Below are 19,247 nucleotides of genomic sequence, written 5' to 3'. Positions count from 1 at the left end.
CCGGATCGGCTGCAACAGTACATCGCGTACTAGATTTATTACCTAGATTTAGTCACCGAAGCAACTTATCCGCAACCCGGGAGACGACGACGTGCCCCTCACCACCACCGCCCTCAGCCGGCGCACCCTGCTCACCGCGGCGGGTGCCGGCGCCGCCGCGCTCGGCCTCGCCGCCTGCGCCTCCCCCTCCGGTTCGGGCGGGGTCACCGAGATCACCTTCTTCCAGTCCAAGCCCGAGGTGATCGGCTACTTCGACGAGGTCATCGACCGCTTCCACGCCGCGCAGTCGCGGGTGCGGGTCGTGCACGACTTCTCCTCGAACCTCTCGGCGGGCTTCGTGCGCACCAATCCGCCGGACCTCGGCTGCCTGAACTACAACTTCGAGGTCGCGCGGTTCGTCGAGCGGGGCGCCCTGAGCGACCTGTCCGACATGGCCGAGGCGAAGCGGATCAACCCCGACCTGCAGCCGCTGATCGAGCAGACCGCGTCCTACCCGGGCCGCACCAGCGTGCTGCCCTACTCGCTGATGATGTCGGCGGTGCTCTACAACCGCGAGATCTTCGCCGCGCAGAACCTCGAGGTGCCGACCACCTGGACCGAGTTCCTCGCGGTCTGCGACGCGCTGACCGCGGCGGGCATCACCCCGATCTACGGCACCTACAAGGACCCGTGGACGGTCGCGCAGGGGCTGTTCGACTACTCCGTCGGCGGGACCGTCGACCTCGAGGCCTTCTTCTCGCAGCTGAAGGAGCAGGGCGCCGACGTCGGCCCCTCCTCGCCGGTCTCGTTCGAGAAGGACTTCGCCGCTCCCGTCGACCAGATGGTGCAGCTCGCCGGCTACGCGCAGCCGAACGCGGCCAGCCGTGCCTACGGCGACGGCAACCTGGCCTTCTCGAACGGCGAGGCGGCGATGTACTTCCAGGGCCCGTGGGCGCTGAGCGAGATCGCGAAGACCGCCCCGGACCTCTCGATCGGCGCCTTCCCGCTGCCGATGACGGACGATCCGGACGAGCGCCGCGTGCGGGTGAACGTCGACCTCGCGCTCTGGATCCCGGAGGCCTCGACCAAGAAGGCGGCGGCGCGCGAGTTCCTCTCCTTCCTGATGCAGCCGGAGATCATCGACGCCTACAACGCCGACAACAACGCCTTCGGCGTCACCACCGACGCCCCCGCCGTCACCCAGCCCACCCTCGTCGAGCTGCAGGAGTTCTACGACCGGGCGGCGTTCAGCCTCGGCGCCTCGCAGCTCGTGCCGCAGAACATCCCGCTGCAGAACTACGTCCAGGGCGTCGCCCTCGGCTCCGACCCCGCCGCGACGCTCCGCACGATCGACGCCGACTGGGCGCGCATCGCGTTCCGCTCCTAGACCTCCCCGACCACCTCTCAGAGACGAGACACCATGGCCCTCTCCGCCCCCGCCCGCCCGGAGGAGCGCACCGTCGCGACTCCCCGCGCGGCCGTCGCCCCGCGCCGGAAGCCGCGCACCGACCGCACCTTCCTGCTCTACCTGCTCCCCGCGCTCGTGCTCTTCACGCTCGCGATCACCCTCCCGGCGCTGATGGGGATCTTCTTCAGCTTCACCGACTCGATCGGCTTCGGCGAGTGGAGCTTCATCGGCCTCACCAACTACGTCGCCCTGTTCTCGGACCCGGCGATCCTCGCCTCCTACGGCTTCACCGTGGGCCTCGCGCTGGTGACCGTGCTGCTGGTCAACGTCGTCGCCTTCCTGCTGGCGATCGCGCTGACCTCGCAGATCCGCGGGAAGGTCGCGCTGCGGGCGGTGTTCGTGCTGCCGATGGTGGTGTCGGGCATCATCATCGCGTTCGTCTTCAACTTCCTGTTCTCCAACTCGCTGCCCGCCTTCGCGCAGTCGGTCGGAGCGACGCCGCTGGCCAGCAGCATCCTGGCGGATCCGAACCTGGCCTGGCTCGCGATCGTGATCGTGACCGCCTGGCAGGCCGTGCCCTCCGCGCTGCTGATCTACATCGCCGGCGTGCTCTCGATCCCCGGCGACGTCTACGAGGCCGCCTCGCTCGACGGCGCCTCCAGCTGGGGGCAGCTGCGCTCGATCACGCTGCCGCTCGTCGCGGGCTACGTCGTGATCAACCTCGTGATCGGCTTCAAGAACTTCCTCAACTCCTACGACATCATCGTCGGCCTGACGGACGGCGGCCCCGGGACCTCGACCCGCAGCGTCGCGATGACGATCTTCTCCGGCTTCACCAGCGGCGACTACGCCTACCAGATGGCCAACGCCACGATCTTCTTCCTCATCGCGCTCGTGATCGCGCTCGTACAGCTGCGCGTCTCGCGCGGAAAGGCGGCCTTCTGATGACCAGCCAGGTCCCCCTCGCCCCGTCCCTCCCCGGCACCCGCGCCGCCGTCGACGCCGACGCCCGTCGCGGGGGGAAGCGGCGGCGCTCGAGCCTCCTGCTCACCCTCGTCCTCGTGGTCTGCGCCCTCTCGGTGATCGGCCCGCTGTGGGTGACGCTGACGATGGCCTTCAAGACCGGCGCCCAGGCGGTCGACGGCAACGCCTTCTCGATCCCGCTGCCGTTCTCAGTCGACGGCTTCGTCCAGGCCTGGAACCTGACCGACTTCCCCCGCGGGTTCGCCGTCTCGGTCTTCGTCTCGGCGATCACGGTCGGCGGCACCATCGTCCTCTCGGCCCTCGCCGCGTTCGCGATCTCGCGGAACTGGAGCAAGCGCTTCTACCGCTGGTCGTTCTTCTACCTGCTCGCGGCGATGTTCCTGCCGTTCCCGGTGCTCGCGCTGTCGCAGGTCTCGCTCACCGGACTCGTCGGGCTCGACAACCCGCTCGGCGTCGCGATCCTGCACGTGATGTTCCAGCTGAGCTTCAGCGTGATGCTCTTCACCGCGTTCCTCCGCTCGCTGCCCGAGGAGCTCGAGGAGAGCGCCCGGCTCGACGGCGCGACCACCAACCAGGTCTTCTGGCGGCTCGTCTTCCCGCTGCTCGCCCCGATGAGCGCGACGGTCGGCATCTTCGCCTTCCTCGCCTCCTGGAACGACTTCATGATGCCGTCGCTGATCACCTCGGACCCGTCGCTGCAGACGCTCCCGGTGCTGCAGAAGATCTTCCAGACCCAGTTCAGCAACGACTACAACGTCGCCTTCGCCTCCTACCTGATGGCGATGGCCCCGGCGATCATCGTCTACCTGTTCACCCAGCGCTGGGTCATGTCGGGCGTTACTCAAGGCGCCATCAAGTAGGGCTCGCGGGCCTCGGGGCGGCCGTCTGCGGCGTTGTCGTCGGTCGCCGTAGCTCCGCTACGCCTCCCTCCTCCGCCTTGCAGCCGACCACCCCGAGACCCGCGGGCTCGACTCCGGGAGGCGAGGGTGCCGTGCTGCGCACGAGCCGGCCCCGAACATGCTGGTCGAGTAGCGCCGCAGGGGCGTATCGAGACCCGCCGTCACCGAGCGCTCGGCCGCGGCCGACGACGAACCACCAGACCAGACCACAGACCACGACGAACGGAAGGACACCCGTGACGGACACGGTACTCAGCAGGAGCGGCACGACCGAGGACGCCCAGTGGTGGCGGCAGGCGGCCGTCTACCAGATATACCCGCGGAGCTTCGCGGACGCGAACGGTGACGGGATCGGCGACCTCGCCGGCATCCTCGAGCGGATCCCGTACCTGCGGGAGCTCGGGATCGACGCGGTCTGGCTCAGCCCGTTCTACCCGTCCGCGCTGGCCGACGGCGGCTACGACGTGGCCGACTACCGGGACGTCGACCCGCGGATCGGCACGCTCGCCGAGTTCGACGAGATGACGGCCCGCCTGCACGAGAGCGGCATCCGCGTCATCGTCGACATCGTGCCCAACCACTCCTCCGACCTGCACCCGTGGTTCCAGGAGGCGCTCGCCGCCCCGAAGGGCTCGCCCGCCCGGGAACGCTACGTCTTCCGCGACGGCCGCGGCGAGGACGGCGCCCTGCCGCCGAGCGACTGGGAGTCCGTCTTCGGCGGCCCCGCCTGGGAGCCGGTCGGCGACGGCCAGTGGTACCTGCACCTCTTCGCGAAGGAGCAGCCCGACTGGAACTGGGCGAACCGCGAGATCCGCGACGACTTCCTCGAGACCCTCCGCTTCTGGTCCGACCGCGGCGTCGACGGCTTCCGGATCGACGTGGCGCACTCGCTGGTCAAGGACCTCACCGAGCCGCTCCCCGCGGCCGCCGAGATCGACGGCCAGCGGATCGACGGCAGCCACCCGTTCTGGGACCGCGACGAGGTGCACGAGGTCTACGCCGAGTGGCGCGCCCTCTTCGACTCCTACGACCCGCCGCGCACCGCCGTCGCGGAGGCCTGGGTCGACGCCTCCCGCCGCGCCCGCTACGCGAGCCCCGAGGGGCTCGGCCAGGCCTTCAACTTCGACCTGCTCGAGGCCGACCTCGACGCGGAGGAGTTCCGCCGGCTGATCACCTTCAACCTCGAACTGGCCGCGGAGTCGGGTTCGTCGACGACCTGGGTGCTCTCCAACCACGACGTCGTCCGGCACGCGACCCGCTACGGGCTCCCGCAGAAGGGCGCGGCCGAGAGCGCCCCCGCGAAGCAGTGGCTGCTCAGCGGGGGAGCGGAGCCGGTGCTCGACCGCGCCCTGGGCCTCCGCCGGGCCCGCGCCGCGACCCTCCTGCTGCTGGCCCTGCCCGGCTCGGCCTACCTGTACCAGGGCGAGGAGCTCGGCCTGCACGAGGTGGCCGGCATCCCGGACGCCGACCGCCAGGACCCGACGTTCTTCCGCAGCGGCGGCACCGACGTCGGCCGCGACGGCTGCCGAGTCCCGCTGCCCTGGGAGGCGACCGGCGACTCCTTCGGCTTCGGCCCCGGTGGCGCGCACCTGCCCCAGCCCGCCTGGTTCGCCGACTCCTCCGTCGAAGCGGAGGAGCTCGCCGAGGACTCGACGCTCGCGCTCTACCGCAGCGCCCTCGCGCTCCGGCACGAGCTGCAGACCGACGAGAGCCTGGAGTGGCGGGACGCGCAGCCCGGCGTGCTGCACTTCGCGCGCCCGAACGGCTGGCACTCGGTGACCAACCTCGGCGAGGAGCCGGTCGCGCTCCCCGAGGCCGAGGTGCTGCTCGCGAGCGCGCCGCTCGAGGGGCGCCTGCTGCCGCCGGCGACGACGGTCTGGCTGCGCTGACCCGGCGACCCGTCGCTCCGCACGACGAAGGCGCCCCCGCCCGCGGGATCCGAGGATCCGACGGGCGGGGGCGCCTTCTGCGTGTGCACCCGTGGGTGCGTCCGCGGGGTCAGTGCGTGGACGGGTCCTGCTCGACCTCGGAGCGGTCGCCCGACCACAGCGTGTGGAAGGTGCCCTCCTTGTCGACGCGCTGGTAGGTGTGCGCGCCGAAGAAGTCGCGCTGGCCCTGCACGTGACGCTGCCGCGCCCACCGCCGGCGAGAACGCAATGCCGCCCGCCCGCCGACCGAAGCGTGGCGAGGAGCAACTCGAGTTTCTACCCGGCGACGAGGTTGTTCTAGCAGCGTGTGGTGGCGCAACAGGTGCTGCGCGCTGCGCCTACGGTCTGGCTCGCCTTGCGTCCGCGCTTCAGGCCATACGCTGAGGGGGGGTCGACGTCAGGGATGCAGTACCCTCCTCGGATATACCGCGTATAGCTGCGTCGAGAAAACCATCAATAATGTGATTGTGAAGGAGACTCGGTTGCGAGACTCGATCAGCCAGCTTGAGCTAGAAGGCTTCGGCCCGTTCGCATCAGCTCATTTCGATTTCTCACCTAATTTGAACATCATTGTTGGCGAGAATTCCACTGGGAAGTCGCAACTTCTCAAGGTCCTTTATAGCGTTACTCGTGCAGTCGGCACTCCGGATCAGTTGGCTGGACCAGAACCGACGAGAAGTTACTTAAATCTTTCGCTAGCGGCAAAGCTCGTCGAGACATTTCGACCAGAGTCTCTAGGGCGTTTAGCCAATCGCCGCAGAGGGCGTTCTAGGAGTCAAGTGGTGGTAGCGTTTGACGAGGACTCATACGTCGACTTTTCGTTCGCCTCGAATTCGAGATCTGAAGTCAAAACAGGCTACATTCCCGGTCACTGGTTCGAAGAAACGTCCGTCTATTTTCCTTCGCGCGAGTTGCTGTCAATATACCCCGGTTTCGTGTCGCTATATAACGAGCGGGCCTTGGAATTCGACGCCACTTGGCGAGATACGGCGGATCTCCTCGGTCGACCGCCGCTCCGTGGGGCCCGAGAGGGTGCGGTCAGGCGAATCCTAGCTCCTATAGAAGATTCGCTTGGGGGGACGGTGGTCGAAGAAAATGGCCGCTTCTACTTAAAGCAACCCGGTATCGGCTCGCTCGAGATGCACCTCGTCGCCGAAGGCCTTCGAAAGCTCGGAATGCTGGTGCGGCTGGTATTGTCGGGAACGCTTCTCAATGGCGGCTACCTCTTCTGGGACGAGCCGGAAGCTAATCTGAACCCCCGCACTCTTCGAGGCGTGGCGAAGACCATCGTCGAGCTATCTCGTTCCGGGGTGCAGGTCTTCATTGCAACGCACAGTCTTTTTCTTCTGCGGGAGTTGGAGCTCCTACTCGCGAGGAACAGTGAGGAGGCGTATGCGCTCTCTGCTCCGGCCCAATTCATCGGCTTGAACCGAGATGAAGACGACATCGCAGTATCGCAGGGACCGTCGCTACATGACCTGAGCGACATCACCGCTCTCGATGAAGAGTTACAGCAGTCGGCGCGTTATCTCGGGATGGTCGAGTAGATGGTCGAAATCAAAGAGAAGGACTTAGTGTTCTCATTTGAAGACGAATGGGAAGTCAGCAAGTATGACGAATGGGCGTTCTATCGCAATCGGCTCAATAAGATGAATGCGAAGGGCGTCGATATTGTTGCCATTCGCGAATCGATCCTTTATTTGATTGAGATCAAGGACTACACTCATCCGAATTCGAAACGCATACCTTTCGACACTCTGCCTCTCGAGATTGCGCAGAAGTGTCTCGATACCCTAGGGGGATTGGTTGCGGCCCGCGAATGGGCGGTCGGAGACGAACAGGCCTTCGCGGTGATCGCGCTTCGCGCCACTCGGGTGAAAGTGATATTCCATGTCCACCTTCCCCCGTCCAAGGGTGGCCGGCTGAGTAACGCCAATGGAGTTCTTGCGAACTTCAAAGATTCGATCGGTTCCAAGGTTAGGGGAATCGATCCCCACTTCATTGTTGAGAGCCCTTCTTCACCCACTGATCTATGGTCATTTCGTCATTTCAAGACGATAAAGTAACGCGCTCTCACTTCGCGGGCCCAAGGATCCGCCGAGCGAGAGCGCGCTACTCGGGTGCTGCCGCGGGTCAGTGCGTGGACGGGTCCTGCTCGACCTCGGTGCGGTCGCCCGACCACAGCGTGTGGAAGGTGCCCTCCTTGTCGACGCGCTGGTAGGTGTGCGCGCCGAAGAAGTCGCGCTGGCCCTGCACGAGGGCGGCGGGCAGGCGCTCGGAGGCGAGCGAGTCGTAGTACGACAGCGCGGCGCCGAAGCCGGGGATCGGCACGCCCGAGAGCGCGGCGGTGGAGACGATGCGGCGCCAGGCGGCCTCGCCGTTGGCGACGGCCTCGGCGAAGTACGGGTCCTCGAGCAGCGTCGTGATCTCCGCGTTCTCGGCGTAGGCGTCGACGATGCGGTTGAGGAACTGGGCGCGGATGATGCATCCCGCGCGCCAGATCTTCGCGACGGCGCCCTTGTCGATCTCCCAGCCGTACTTCTCGGCGCCGGCGATGATCGCGTCGAAGCCCTGCGAGTAGGCGACGACCTTGGAGGCGTAGAGGGCGGCGCGGACGTCGTCCTCGAAGCCGTCGTAGAGGGCGACGGGCGTCGGGCGCGAGGTGACGCGCTTCTGCACGGCGGAGCGCTGCGCGGGCTTGGAGGAGACTGCGCGGGCGAAGACGGCCTCGGCGATGCCGCCGACGGGCACGCCCAGGTCGAGCGCGTTCTGCACGGTCCAGACTCCGGTGCCCTTCGAGCCGGCCTGGTCGAGCACGATGTCGAGGAAGGGCTTGCCGGTGTCGGCGTCGACCTGGCGGAGCACCTCCGCGGTGATCTCGATGAGGTACGACTCGAGGTCGCCCTTGTTCCAGGCGTCGAAGACGTCGGCGATGGCGGCGGGCTCGTGGCCGCCGACCGTGCGGAGCAGGTCGTAGGCCTCGGCGATGAGCTGCATGTCGGCGTACTCGATGCCGTTGTGGATCATCTTGACGAAGTGGCCGGCGCCGTCGGTGCCGATGTGGGTGACGCAGGGCTCGCCCTCGGCGACCGCGGCGATCGAGGCGAGGATCGGGCCGAGAGTCTTGTACGACTCGACCGAGCCGCCGGGCATGATCGACGGGCCCTTGAGCGCGCCCTCCTCGCCGCCGGAGATGCCGGTGCCGACGAAGTGGATGCCGGTCTCGCGGACGGTCTTCTCGCGGCGGATGGTGTCGGTGAACAGCGCGTTGCCGCCGTCGACGATGATGTCGCCGGGCTCGAACGCGGCGGTCAGCTGCTCGATCACGGCGTCGGTGCCGCGGCCGGCCTGGACCATGATGATCGCCGTGCGCGGGGTCTTCAGCGAGGCGGCGAAGGCCTCGATGGTCTCCGAGGCGACGAAGCCGGCCTCGGGGTGCTCGGTGATCAGCGTCTCGGTGCGCCCGTACGAGCGGTTGTAGACGGCGACGGTGTTGCCCTCGCGGCTGGCGAGGTTGCGGGCCAGGTTCGAGCCCATCACCGCCAGACCGACGACTCCGATGTTGGCTGTGGCGGTGGGCTGGTCAGACACGGTTCTCCTCGACGTACACGTTCAGGGTTGACGGATTCAGGCTAGCGCCGGGGTCGGGCGCGCAGCCGGGAGCGGCCGTGCACGGAGGTCCTCCCTCCGACGCACGGCCGTTCAGACCTCAGGCGCCGTGGCCCTCGGGGTCGACCTCGGCGGGGATCGGCGGGCCGGGCGGGGTGCCGTCGCCGAACGGGCGGCCGCCGAGCTCCTCGCGGTGCGAGGGGACGAGCCAGCCGGACAGGTCCGGGCCCTTCGGCACGACGCCGGTCGGGTTGATGTCGCGCTGCACCTCGTAGTAGTGCGACTTGATGTGCGTGAAGTCGATCGTGTCGCCGAACCCCGGGGTCGCGAACAGGTCGCGGGCGTAGCCCCAGAGGGCCGGCATCGCCGAGAGCAGGTTTCGGTTGGCCTTGAAGTGGCTGTAGTAGACGGCGTCGAAGCGGGCGAGCGTCGTGAAGAGACGGACGTCGGCCTCGGTGATCGTGTCGCCGACGAGGTAGCGCTGCGTGCTCAGGCGCTCCTCCAGCCAGTCGAGTCGCGCCCAGAGCGCGTCGTACGCCCGGTCGTACGACTTCTGCGAGCCGGCGAAGCCGCACTTGTAGACGCCGTTGTTGACGTCCTGGAAGACCAGCTCCGCGACCTCGTCGATCTCGTCGCGGTGCTTCTCCGGATACAGGTCGGGCGCTCCGTCGCGGTGGAACTCCGTCCACTCGCGCGAGAAGTCCAGCGTCATCACCGGGTAGTCGTTGGTGACGACCTGGCCGGTGGGGATGTCGACGATCGCCGGCACCGTGATGCCGCGCGGGTAGTCGGGGAAGCGGGCGAGGAACGCGTCCTGCAGGCGCGGGATGCCGAGCACCGGGTCGACGCCGCCCGGGTCGAGGTCGAAGGTCCAGCTGCGCTTGTCGTGCGTCGGGCCGCAGATGCCCATCGACAGCGCGTCCTCGAGGCCGAGCAGGCGGCGGACGATCACCGCGCGGTTCGCCCACGGGCAGGCGCGCGAGACGACGAGCCGGTAGCGGCCCGCCTCGACCGGGTAGCCGTCGCGGCCGTCCGCGGTGATGCGGGTCGGGATGTAGTTGGTGTCGCGGTGGAAGCCGTTCTTCTCGACGTAGGAGCCGAAGTCGTCAGAAGTCATGCCCGCACGCTAGCCAGCCCGGCTGGGGGCGCGGTAGGGGCGCCCGCGGGTGGCGGCTCGGCCGCGCGGCCGGTAGGGTGGGTAGCTGAACTTCGGCGAGGGATGCCCCGTGCATCCGTGATCGACGCGGTGGAACCAGGTGGAGCTCCGGAAGGAGCGCCGCGGACCTTTCCTCACGCAGACACGCGTTCGAGTCGAAACCCCGTCCGCGGCCCCAGGCCGGGACCCGAGCAGGCGGCGCACGGCGCCGTCCAGGAGAACACCATGGCAGAACTCACCAACAAGGTCGTCGCCGAGGTCCGCACCTCGTTCGGCAAGGGAGCGGCCCGCAAGATCCGCGCCCAGAACAAGATCCCCGCGGTCCTCTACGGCCACGGCACCGAGCCCGTGCACGTCACGCTGCCCGGCCACCAGATCCTCCTGCTGACCCGCAAGGCGAACGCGATCCTCGAGCTCGACATCGAGGGCGTCGCCCAGACGTCGCTGGTCAAGGACATCCAGCGCGACCCGGTCCGCCAGATCATCGAGCACATCGACCTCGCGGTCATCCGTCTCGGCGAGAAGGTCTCGGTCGACATCCCCGTGCACGTCGAGGGCGAGGCCGCTCCCGGCACGCTCGTCTCCACCGAGGCGAACACGCTCTCGCTCGAGGTCGACGCCACGAAGATCCCGCAGAACGTCGTCGTCTCGGTCGAGGGCCTCGAGGCCGGCACGCAGATCACCGCCGCCGACGTCACGCTCCCCGAGGGCGCGACGCTGCTCACCGACCCCGAGGCGCTCATCGTGAACGTCACCGAGGAGGTCGAGCAGGACCTGGGCGAGGAGGGCGAGCCCACCACGCCGGCCGAGCCCACCGAGGCCGCCGAGTAGTCGGAGCACCACCCGCACGGACGGGCCCGCCGCGATCGCGAGCGGGCCCGTTCCGCGTCCGGGGGCTTCGCCCCGCGGAAGACGTCGCTGCTGAGCGCATCGAGAAGAGGGAACGAGATGGGCGAGACCTGGCTGGTCGTCGGACTGGGCAACCCGGGCGCGCAGTACGCGCGCAATCGGCACAACGTGGGGCAGATGGTGCTCGACGAGCTCGCGACCCGGATCGGCGGCTCGTTCCGCCGGCACAACCGCGCGAACGCCGTGGTCGCCGAGGGCTTCCTCCGCCCCGGCGGACCGAAGCTGATCCTCGGCAAGCCGAACAGCTTCATGAACCTCTCGGGCGGCCCGACGGCGCAGCTGCTCGACTTCTACTCCCTCGCGCCCGTGCGCCTGATCGTCGTGCACGACGAGCTCGACATCCCCTTCGACACCCTGCGCCTCAAGAACGGCGGCGGCCACGGCGGCCACAACGGCATCCGCGACATCCTCGCCGCGACCGACGGCGCCGACTTCCTCCGCGTGCGCGTCGGCATCGGCCGCCCGCCCGGCCGCCAGCCCGCCGCCGACTTCGTCCTCAAGGACTTCGCGGGCCCCGAGCACGAGAACCTGCCGATCCTGATCGCCGACGCCGCCGACGCCGTCGAGCTGATCGCCGACGCCGGCCTCCAGGCCGCCCAGCTGAAGGTCCACACGACCCCGTAGTGCGGTACGTCGAGACGACCGCTGGGCGGCCGCCTCGACCAGCATGCTGCGGCTGCCGCGACCTCGCGAGGGGCGCGCACTCCATGCTGGTCGAGTAGCCCCGCAGGGGCGTATCGAGACCGACCTCCCCAGCGCGGCGGCTCCGCCCGCGCTCCCGGCGCCGATCCGTCGCAACCGGCTGCTCCAGCCCCTCCCGAGCGACCACTCCTGACGGATCGAGCACCACCACCCGGCAGACCAGCCGACCACCCGGCAGGCGAATTCGAAATCGTGTGCCAAGCGATTTCGAAGAGCCGAACGCAGGACGCTCTGCGGAACGCACCCCGTCGCACAGCCGACTGCGCTGCGCCGGGCGAAGACCGGCGCAGAAAGCGAGCACGTCGGAGGTCGGCAGTAAACTCCTCCGGTGCCTCTCAACCGGATCATCTCGGCGCTCTCGCGCGCCTCCACGTTCGACGACGCTCTCGCGTTCGCGATCCGCGACGCCGATTTCTCCGTGGCCGACGGCCTCCGCGTCCCCCTGCTGGCGGGCCTCCTGGAGCGCCGCGCCGAGGCCGACCGTCCGCAGGCCGCGCTCGTCGTCACCGCGACGGGGCGCGACTCCGAGAACATCCGCGCGTCGCTCAGCTGCGTGCTGCCGGACGCCGAGGTCGTCGAGTTCCCGGCCTGGGAGACACTGCCGCACGAGCGCCTCAGCCCGAGCGCCGAGATCGTCGGCCGCCGCCTCGACGCTCTGCGCCGGATGAAGACCTGGTCGGGGGAGAAGCCGCTCGTCGTCGTCGCCTCGGTGCGCGCCGCGCTGCAGCCGGTCGCCGACAACCTCGCCGACATCGCGCCGATCCGCCTGGTCAAGGGCGGCCGCGGCTACGACCTCGGCCGGATCTCGTCCGAGCTGGTCGACCTCGCCTACTCGCGGGTCGACATGGTCACCCGGCGCGGCGAGTTCGCGGTCCGCGGCGGCATCCTCGACGTCTTCCCGGCCGTGGCCGAGCACCCCAGCCGCATCGACTTCTTCGGCGACGAGGTCGACTCCATCCGCGGCTTCTCCGTCGCCGACCAGCGCTCGCTGCCGGGGGAGGCCGACTCCGTCGTGCTGCCGCCGAGCCGCGAGCTGCTGCTCGTGCCGGCCGTCCGCCAGCGCGCCCGCGAGATGCTGCACGAGTTCCCGAGCCTCTCCGCGATGCTCGCGAAGATCGCCGAGGGCATCCCGGTGGAGGGCATGGAGTCGCTCGCGCCCGCGCTGCTGGAGCGCCTCGTCCCGATCTCGCACTACCTCCCGGCCGGCGCCGCGGTGGCCGTGCTCGCCCCGGAGCGGGTCGCCACCCGCGCGATCAGCCTCGCCGAGACGAACCGCGAGTTCCTCCAGGCCGCGTGGAGCGCCGCGACCGCCGGCGCCGAGGCCCCGATCGACCTGGCCTCCGGCGAGTTCATCTCGCTCGGCGCCCTCCGCGACGCCGTGAAGTTCAGCGCTCCCGGCGCCGAGACGCCCGACCACCCGTGGTGGACGATGAGCACCTTCCGCCAGGGTCCCGCCGCCGGCGAGGCCGAGGTGCTGCCGGAGGACCTCGGGATCGACGAGATCCTCGCCGTCCGCGTCGACGGCGAGCCCGTGCCCGGCTTCGGCGGCGCGGTCGAGGGCGCGCTCGCGCACGTGCGCGCCCGCCTGGCGGACGGCTGGAGCGTGGTGCTGACCGCCCCCGGCACCGGCACCGTCGAGCGCACCGACCAGGTGCTCGCCGAGCACGAGGTCGCCGCCCGCATCGTCCCCGATCTGCCCGCCGAGCTCGAGCCCGGCCTCGCCTACGTGCTGCAGGCCAACGTCGACCACGGCTTCGAGGTCGACGGCGCCAAGGTCGCGCTGCTCACCGACACGGAGTTCTACGGCCGCACCGTCGGCTACGACTCGCGCGCCGTGAAGAAGCTCGCCTCGCGACGGAAGAACGTCGTCGATCCGCTGCAGCTCAGCCCCGGCGACTTCGTCGTGCACGCCACCCACGGCATCGGCCGCTTCGTCGAGCTCTCGCAGCGCGAGGTCTCCAGCGGCGGGCGCAACGCCGTGAAGACCCGGCGCGAGTACCTCGTCCTCGAGTACGCGCCCAGCAAGCGCGGCTTCCCGGGCGACAAGCTGCTGGTCCCGACCGACCAGCTCGACCTCCTCTCCCGGTACGTCGGCGGCGAGGCCCCCGCGCTGAGCAAGATGGGCGGCAGCGACTGGGCGCAGGCGAAGAGCAAGGCGCGCCGCGCGGTCCGCGACATCGCGGTCGAGCTGGTGAAGCTCTACTCCGCCCGGATGGCCTCGCGCGGCCACTCCTTCCCGCCGGACACCCCGTGGCAGCGCGAGCTGGAGGAGGCGTTCCCGTTCGCGGAGACGCCCGACCAGCTGACCGTGATCGACGAGGTCAAGGCCGACATGGAGCGGCCGATCCCGATGGACCGCCTGCTCTCCGGTGACGTCGGCTTCGGCAAGACCGAGGTCGCCGTGCGCGCCGCGTTCAAGGCCATCCAGGACGGCAAGCAGGTCGCGATGCTCGTGCCGACCACCCTGCTCGTGCGCCAGCACCTCGAGACGTTCCAGGAGCGCTTCGCCGGCTTCCCGGTGCACCTGCGCGCCCTCAGCCGCTTCCAGAGCGCGAAGGAGTCGAAGGAGACGATCGAGGGCCTCGCCGACGGCACCGTCGACATGGTCATCGCGACCCACCGCCTCCTCAGCGACAACATCGTCTTCAAGGACCTCGGCCTCCTCGTGATCGACGAGGAGCAGCGCTTCGGCGTCGAGCACAAGGAGAAGCTGAAGGCGCTGAAGAAGAACGTCGACATCCTCTCGATGAGCGCCACACCCATCCCGCGCACGCTCGAGATGGCGGTCACCGGCATCCGCGAGATGTCGACGCTGGCGACGCCGCCGGAGGAGCGCCACCCGATCCTCACCTTCGTCGGCCCGTACTCGGAGAAGCAGGTCTCGGCCGCGATCCGGCGAGAGCTGCTGCGCGAGGGCCAGGTGTTCTTCGTGCACAACCGCGTCTCGACGATCAACCGCGTCGCCGCGCAGCTCGCCGAGCTGGTGCCGGAGGCGCGCATCGCCGTCGCGCACGGCAAGCTCAGCGAGTCGCAGCTCGAGCGGATCATCGTCGACTTCTGGGAGCGCAAGTTCGACGTGCTCGTCTCGACGACCATCGTCGAGACCGGCCTGGACATCCCGAACGCGAACACACTGATCGTCGACCGCGCGGACAAGTACGGCCTCTCGCAGCTGCACCAGCTGCGCGGTCGCGTCGGCCGTGGCCGCGAGCGCGCCTACGCCTACCTCCTCTACGACGAGATGAAGCCGCTGTCGGAGACCGCGCACGATCGCCTGCAGACGCTCGCCGCGAACTCCGACCTCGGCGGCGGCATGCAGATCGCGCTGAAGGACCTCGAGATCCGCGGCGCGGGCAACCTGCTCGGCGGCGAGCAGTCCGGCCACATCCAGGGCGTCGGCTTCGACCTCTACCTGCGGATGATCGGCGAGGCCGTCGACGGCTTCCGCGGCGAGGTGGCGGAGGGGCAGACCGAGCTGCGGCTCGAGCTGCCGGTCGACGCGCGGATCCCGGAGGAGTACGTCGACAGCGAGCGGCTGCGCCTGGAGGCGTACCAGAAGCTGTCCGCGGCGACCTCGCCGACCGCGAAGGAGGGCAGCGTCGACCTCGTGGTCGAGGAGCTGACCGACCGCTACGGCGAGCTGCCCGAGGCGGTCGAGAACCTCGTCCTGGTCTCGCGGCTGCGGATGCGGGCGCAGCGCGCCGGTCTCAGCGACGTGGTCGCGATGGGCTCGAACGTCCGCGTCGCGCCGGCGCACCTCGCCGACTCGATCCAGGTGCGCCTGCGCCGGATGTACCCGACCGCGAAGTACCTGCAGCAGGCGAACGCCGTGGTCGTGCCGATGCCGGTGCTCGACGGCGTCCCGCTCGGCGACCGCGCGCTGATCGACTGGGTCGCGAACCTGCTCGACGCGCTCTTCCCCGAGCCCGCCGCCGTCGCGAGCTGACCGCCGGCAACCCTCTCGACCGGGCGGCGCCACCGTTCCGGACGCCGCCCGACGACTCCGACCCCGACGACACCGACCCCGACGACACCGACCCCGAACGAAGGACGATCATGACCGCCTCCGACGAGCACTCCGTCCCGCCGCGCATCCCCGGCCCCGACGAGCCGAGCATCCCCGAGCTCGAGGAGGACGAGACGATCGCCCCCCGCCCCGAGGAGGAGGCCGCCGACCTCGACCGCGCGACCCCCGACCTCGCCCCGCACCCCGAGGGCTAGCCCTCCCCGCGAGATGCCACTTGTGCACGCGTCTCACGGCGTGTCGCGTGCACAAGTGGCATCTCGCGGCGGGGATCAGGACGCGAAGTGGGCGCGGACCTCGGCCTGCCAGCGGGTGCGGTCCTCGGCGGAGATGAAGGCGGCGTCGAAGGAGTTGAGCGCGAGGCGCTCCAGCTGGGCGTCGTCCATCCCGAGCTCCTCGACCAGCGCGCGGTAGTTCGCATCGACGTAGCCGCCGAAGTACGGCGGGTCGTCGCTGGAGACCGTGACGATCAGCCCGGCGTCCAGCATCGCCGGCAGCGGGTGGTCCTTCATCGTGTCGACGGCGCGCAGTGCCACGTTCGACAGCGGGCAGACCGTGATCGGCACGCGCTGCACACGGAGCATCGCCACGACGGCCGGGTCCTCCATCGCGCGGATGCCGTGGTCGATCCGCTCCACCTTCAGCAGCTCGAGCGTCTCGGCGACCGTCTCCGGGCCGCCCTCCTCGCCCGCGTGCGCGACGAGGTGCAGCCCCTCCGCCGCGGCGCGCGCGTAGACGTCGATGAAGAGCTCCGGTCCGAAGCCGACCTCGTTCGAGTCGAGCCCGACACCGATGATGTGCTCGCGGTAGGGGAGGATCGCCGTCAGCATCTCGTCCGCCGCGTCGGCGCCGAGGTCGCGCAGGAAGCACATGATCAGGTCGGTCGAGATGCCGTGCGTCTCCTCGCTCCGCCCGAGCGCGCGGGTGAGCCCGGCCATCACGATGTCGAGCGGCACCGCGTTGCCCAGGTGCGTCTGCGGATCGAAGAAGATCTCGGCGCGTCGGACGTTGGCGAGCTTCGAGCGATCGAGGTAGCCGGTGGCCAGCTCGAAGAAGTCGCGCTCCGTCTTCAGGACCGTGAGGTTCGAGTAGTGCAGCTCCAGGAAGGACGCGAGGTCCTGGAAGGCGTAGCGCGCGCGCAGGGCGTCGAGGTCCTCGGTCGGCAGCGCGATGCCGTTGCGGCGCGCCATCTCGACGATGTGCTCGGGCTCGATCGTGCCCTCGATGTGGATGTGGAGCTCGGCGCTCGGCGGCGCTCCGCGATCGAGGGCGGTGCCGGTGGCGGGAGGCGTGAGGGTCACGGTGGCGTTCCTGTTCCGGGCCGCGGTCGCGCCCCGCGGTCACCGTAGTCGGCGCGTGTTACGCGCCGATGACCGGCGGATGTGCGGCCCGCGACAGCGCCCACCCCGCCGCCTGATACCGCGCACAGCCGCCTTCGTCCGCACACCCGCTGGGAGGATGAGGGCATGCCGTTGCTCGCTCCCCGCCGCCGCCCCGCGTCCGAGCCGGGCCCCTTGCCGCTGGTCCGCCTGCGCGACGCGGCCGTCCGCGCGGGGGAGACGGAGCTGCTCGCGCCGCTCTCGCTCGAGGTCGAGCCCGGGGAGACCCTTGCGGTCACCGGTCCGAACGGCAGCGGCAAGACGACGCTGCTGCGCCTGGTCGCCGGCCTGACGCCGCCGAGCTCCGGCACCGTCGAGATCGCCGGCCGCCCGGTCACGGAGCGAGACCGCCAGCATCGGCGCCGGGTCGCCGCCCTCGTCGGCACCCCGCCCTTCGAGCGCGACCTCACGCTCGAGGAGCACCTCGAGATGGTCGCCCTGTCCTGGGGAGCACCGCTCGCCGAGGCGCGCCGCACGGCCGTCGCCGGTCTGGACGCGCTCGGCCTCGGCGCTCTCGCCCGCCGGTTCCCGCACGAGCTGTCCTCCGGGCAGACTCAGCTCCTCTCCCTCGCGCTCGTGCTCGCCCGGCCCGGCGAGGTGCTGCTGCTCGACGAGCCGGAGCAGCGGCTCGACGTCGACCGCGTGCCGCTCGTGATCGAGGTCCTTCGCGAGGCCGCCCGCGGTCGAGCGGTGCTGATCGCGTCCCACAACCCGCTGCTGACGAGCGCACTGGCCACCCGCGTCCTCGAGCTGAGCGGCCGATGAGGGCCGGCCGCGTCGGTGTCAGGCGCCTCCGGGTCGGCGGCCCGAGCGAGCGAGTCCACGCCGTCCGCGCTCTGCACCGGTCCCGCGCCGCGGCCGAGCAGCGCGGTGGCGCCTACGCCGGCTACCTCGCGGCGATGACCCTCCTGGTGGTCGTCCTGCCCGTGCTCCGGGCCGTCGTCCTGCTCGCCGCGGAGCCCGCCCCCGCCCTCGCCGCCCTCGACCCGATGACCGTCGTCGGCCTCACCGCCGGGCTGCTCCTGCCCGCCGCCGTGCTTCTCGGCCGCGTCCGCGGTCCGGCGGTCGGCGAGCCGCACACCTCCGCCGTGCTGCTCGCCACTGACCTGCCCCGCCACCTCGTGCTGCGCCGGCCCGTGGCGATCGCGGGGACGGCCGCCGTGCTCGCGAGCGCCGCGGCCGCCCTGCTCATCGCCGTCGCCGTGGGCGGTGCACCGCTCGTCGCTGTCGGTCCCGGAGCGGCCTTCGGAGTCCTCCTCGCCGTCGCCTGGCTCGCCGGCCAGTGCCTCCCCGGCCGAGGAGCGGCCCTGCTCACCGGGGTGCTGGGCGCCGCAGCAGCGCTCCCGGCTGGTCCGGATGCCCTCCTCGGCCGCGCGCTGACGACGGCCGACCCATCAGCCCTGCCCGGTACCGCGGTGCTGACCGCCCTGGCCGCACTCGCGCTCGCCGTCGTCCCGCGCCTGCTCGACACGGTCCGCGGCGGCGTCGTCGTCGCGCAGTCGCGGCAGTGGCGGTCGGCCCGGAGCAGGGGAGCGATCGGCGAGGTCGCCGACGCCCTCGAGGGCTACCGCGCCCGGCCCGGCCGCTTCCGCCGCCTGGACGCCGTCCGCGTCGCCCCGTTCGCCCTCGCCGTGCCGCTCCGAGACGCGATCGGCGCGTTGCGCACGCCCGGCCGCTCCGTCGCCGGGGTCGCCGCGCTGGCCGCCGCGGGGCTGGCCCTCGCCGTCGCGGCCGTGGCGCCGCCCTCGCTCCTCGCGCTCCCCGCCGCACTGGCCGGCGTCCTCGCTTACTGCGGCGCCGGGGTCTGGAGCGACGGCCTCCGCCACGCCGCCGCGACCGCGGGCCAGCCGGCGCTGCTCGCACCCGCGCCGTTCGAGCTGCTGCTGCTGCACGGGATCCTGCCGCTGCTGCTCGCCGTGGGGATCGTCGTCGCGGCCTGCGCTCTCGCCGCCGGGCCCGCGTGGCCCGCCGTCGCGGTCGCGGTGGTCGCGGTGGCCGCCCGGGCGATGGACGCGACCCGCGGCCCGCTCCCGCCCTCGCTGCTCGGGCCGATCCCGCTGCCGATCGGGGACGGGGCCGGCGCCGCGGTGCTGCTGTGGAACCTCGCCGGCGTGCTGGTGACGGGCGCCGCTGCGGTGGGAGTCGCGTCGGCCCCGGGCCTGCTCGCGGCGGTCCCGGTCGTCGCGGTCGGGTGCCTCCTGATCGCCCGCCGGCGTCTCGCTCGCGCCTGAGCCTCCCGACCTCCGCTCGCCGAGCGGATGCGAGGATGG

15 protein-coding genes and 1 pseudogene are annotated in these 19,247 nt (G+C 70.4%); 12 read left to right on the top strand and 4 right to left on the bottom strand.

The features are described 5' to 3' along the window. The first annotated feature begins 91 nt into the window (after nt 1–91). The 4 genes from MT351_RS11395 to MT351_RS11380 all read left to right on the top strand — a co-directional run bounded on the left by MT351_RS11395 (nt 92) and on the right by MT351_RS11380 (nt 5,159). Nucleotides 92–1,366: an ABC transporter substrate-binding protein gene (locus tag MT351_RS11395; RefSeq protein ID WP_123737730.1), complete on the top strand. Its 1,275-nt coding sequence runs from the start codon at nt 92–94 to the stop codon at nt 1,364–1,366. A gap of 33 nt (nt 1,367–1,399) precedes the next feature. Continuing rightward, on the top strand, nt 1,400–2,332 hold the full coding sequence (locus tag MT351_RS11390) for a carbohydrate ABC transporter permease (protein WP_243582228.1): 933 nt from the start codon (nt 1,400–1,402) through the stop codon (nt 2,330–2,332). Further along, the gene (locus tag MT351_RS11385; RefSeq protein ID WP_123705141.1) at nt 2,332–3,231 is read left to right on the top strand and encodes a carbohydrate ABC transporter permease; all 900 of its coding nucleotides are present in this window, start codon (nt 2,332–2,334) and stop codon (nt 3,229–3,231) included. Before MT351_RS11390 ends, MT351_RS11385 begins: the two co-directional genes overlap by 1 nt. Before the next feature lie 275 nt (nt 3,232–3,506). Then, the gene (locus MT351_RS11380; RefSeq protein ID WP_243582227.1) at nt 3,507–5,159 is read left to right on the top strand and encodes an alpha-amylase family glycosyl hydrolase; all 1,653 of its coding nucleotides are present in this window, start codon (nt 3,507–3,509) and stop codon (nt 5,157–5,159) included. Between the two features lie 109 nt (nt 5,160–5,268). Here MT351_RS11380 and MT351_RS11375 read toward each other — a convergent pair. Further along, nucleotides 5,269–5,427: pseudogene (locus MT351_RS11375) on the bottom strand (hypothetical protein); the annotation flags it as partial. Between the two features lie 238 nt (nt 5,428–5,665). Between MT351_RS11375 and MT351_RS11370 the strand changes: the two are divergent. Together MT351_RS11370 and MT351_RS11365 are read left to right on the top strand one after the other, a co-directional pair. Further along, on the top strand, nt 5,666–6,745 hold the full coding sequence (locus MT351_RS11370; RefSeq protein WP_243582225.1) for an AAA family ATPase: 1,080 nt from the start codon (nt 5,666–5,668) through the stop codon (nt 6,743–6,745). Further along, complete coding sequence (locus tag MT351_RS11365) at nt 6,746–7,264, top strand: hypothetical protein (protein WP_243582224.1); 519 nt, start codon at nt 6,746–6,748, stop codon at nt 7,262–7,264. Nucleotides 7,265–7,331: 67 nt separating this feature from the next. Here MT351_RS11365 and gndA read toward each other — a convergent pair whose 3' ends face one another. Both gndA and MT351_RS11355 read right to left on the bottom strand, forming a co-directional pair. Then, on the bottom strand, nt 7,332–8,789 hold the full coding sequence (gene gndA / locus MT351_RS11360; protein ID WP_308197739.1) for an NADP-dependent phosphogluconate dehydrogenase: 1,458 nt from the start codon (nt 8,787–8,789) through the stop codon (nt 7,332–7,334). Between the two features lie 118 nt (nt 8,790–8,907). Beyond that, a complete protein-coding gene (locus MT351_RS11355; RefSeq protein ID WP_243582223.1) occupies nt 8,908–9,924 on the bottom strand; it encodes a glutathione S-transferase family protein in 1,017 nt (338 codons plus the stop codon). A 264-nt stretch (nt 9,925–10,188) separates the two neighbouring features. Here MT351_RS11355 and MT351_RS11350 point away from each other — a divergent pair, with 264 nt between their 5' ends. From MT351_RS11350 to MT351_RS11335, 4 genes are all read left to right on the top strand, one after another. Further along, on the top strand, nt 10,189–10,794 hold the full coding sequence (locus MT351_RS11350) for a 50S ribosomal protein L25/general stress protein Ctc (RefSeq protein ID WP_123447622.1): 606 nt from the start codon (nt 10,189–10,191) through the stop codon (nt 10,792–10,794). A 117-nt stretch (nt 10,795–10,911) separates the two neighbouring features. Continuing rightward, nucleotides 10,912–11,496, top strand: coding sequence for an aminoacyl-tRNA hydrolase (gene pth / locus MT351_RS11345; RefSeq protein ID WP_243582222.1), 585 nt, complete (start codon nt 10,912–10,914; stop codon nt 11,494–11,496). Between the two features lie 406 nt (nt 11,497–11,902). Continuing rightward, the gene (gene mfd, locus MT351_RS11340) at nt 11,903–15,520 is read left to right on the top strand and encodes a transcription-repair coupling factor (protein WP_132437725.1); all 3,618 of its coding nucleotides are present in this window, start codon (nt 11,903–11,905) and stop codon (nt 15,518–15,520) included. A gap of 110 nt (nt 15,521–15,630) precedes the next feature. Beyond that, nucleotides 15,631–15,795: a hypothetical protein gene (locus tag MT351_RS11335; RefSeq protein WP_159422277.1), complete on the top strand. Its 165-nt coding sequence runs from the start codon at nt 15,631–15,633 to the stop codon at nt 15,793–15,795. A gap of 75 nt (nt 15,796–15,870) precedes the next feature. Here the strand turns inward: MT351_RS11335 and MT351_RS11330 are convergent, their stop codons facing one another. Further along, complete coding sequence (locus MT351_RS11330) at nt 15,871–16,899, bottom strand: adenosine deaminase (RefSeq protein ID WP_243582221.1); 1,029 nt, start codon at nt 16,897–16,899, stop codon at nt 15,871–15,873. A gap of 165 nt (nt 16,900–17,064) precedes the next feature. Between MT351_RS11330 and MT351_RS11325 the strand changes: the two genes are divergently transcribed. Both MT351_RS11325 and MT351_RS11320 read left to right on the top strand, forming a co-directional pair. Further along, nucleotides 17,065–17,742 (top strand): ABC transporter ATP-binding protein, encoded by a 678-nt coding sequence (locus MT351_RS11325; RefSeq protein WP_243582220.1) that lies wholly within the window; start codon nt 17,065–17,067, stop codon nt 17,740–17,742. Further along, nucleotides 17,739–19,208, top strand: coding sequence for a hypothetical protein (locus MT351_RS11320; protein ID WP_243582219.1), 1,470 nt, complete (start codon nt 17,739–17,741; stop codon nt 19,206–19,208). Before MT351_RS11325 ends, MT351_RS11320 begins: the two co-directional genes overlap by 4 nt. Nucleotides 19,209–19,247: the final 39 nt, after the last annotated feature.

The organism is Rathayibacter sp. VKM Ac-2926 (assembly GCF_022815565.1).
Taxonomy (GTDB): domain Bacteria; phylum Actinomycetota; class Actinomycetes; order Actinomycetales; family Microbacteriaceae; genus Rathayibacter; species Rathayibacter festucae.
This window is presented reverse-complemented; position numbering and strand designations above follow the sequence as displayed.